The organism is Psychrobacter sp. APC 3426 (assembly GCF_030408035.1).
GTDB lineage: Bacteria > Pseudomonadota > Gammaproteobacteria > Pseudomonadales > Moraxellaceae > Psychrobacter.
On record NZ_JASDCF010000063.1, the window covers coordinates 1 to 880 of the forward strand.

At 40.1% G+C, this 880-nt stretch carries 1 protein-coding gene and 1 pseudogene; both read right to left on the minus strand.

Annotated features, from left to right (window positions below):
* A pseudogene (locus QL919_RS14090) lies at positions 1-378 on the minus strand (transposase family protein); the annotation flags it as partial.
* Positions 379-386: 8 nt separating this feature from the next.
* The coding region (locus QL919_RS14095; RefSeq protein ID WP_290190094.1) for a transposase family protein at positions 387-880 on the minus strand (494 nt) is incomplete at its 5' end.

An 880-nucleotide genomic window follows, 5' to 3' on the forward strand; every position in this document is an offset into this window, starting at 1 on the left:
TTTAAGCTCGGAATTAATGATACCAGCAAACAGCTTCATTCTAAGATCATAGCGCTGACGACGGTTGCGATATTTATGAGCCACGATTTTAAACAACTTGATTAAGCCTATTTTGTGCTCAACCACAATACGGAACTTTGCCAGATAGTGATTGGCCTGTTTGCATATCTCCAATAACTGACCACCACGAGGTTTCTTAAATGGTGTGAAAGTTTGGTTATGTAGCTTTGCTAACCCTTGATAACCACTGTCTGCTAGATAGTTAGTATTCTCAGGTAACCAATCAGGACAAGTATCTTTATACAGCTTAAAATCGTGGATTGACCCTTTACAGGTTTGCACATCAAGTATCAAACCGGTTTGCCAATGAACGATAACCTGCGCTTTTAAGGTGTGTTGTTTTTTCTTACCGCTGTAGTAGTCTCTTTGGTTTTTTTTGGACGCTCAATTGGGGTTTCGGTGGCATCGACAATGACGACTGACCAATTGATGTCCTCATCGACACGACTAGGCAGCTTTTTAGGCAATTCAAACTTGCCAGAGTCAATCAGTGTGTCTTCTAATTTACGAATGATACGGCTAGCAGAAGACTCATGAATACCAAAGTCCATACTGATATGATAAAGCGTGCGGTATTCACGCCAATAAGTCAGGGCCAGTAATATTTGAGCCTCAATACTAAGCACACTTGGTCTACCTGATTTGGTCTTAGATGCTTCATGCTCAAGCATGTCATAAAAGGTCGCTTTATGAATGCCAGTGTAGCGTTTAAAACCAGCGTCACTTTGTTTGAGTAGCTTATCTATGTTTGGCATATCTATTAAGTAAGTAGAGTTCAATAATATACGTTGTGTCTTACAACTACTTTTGCAAGAGGTCT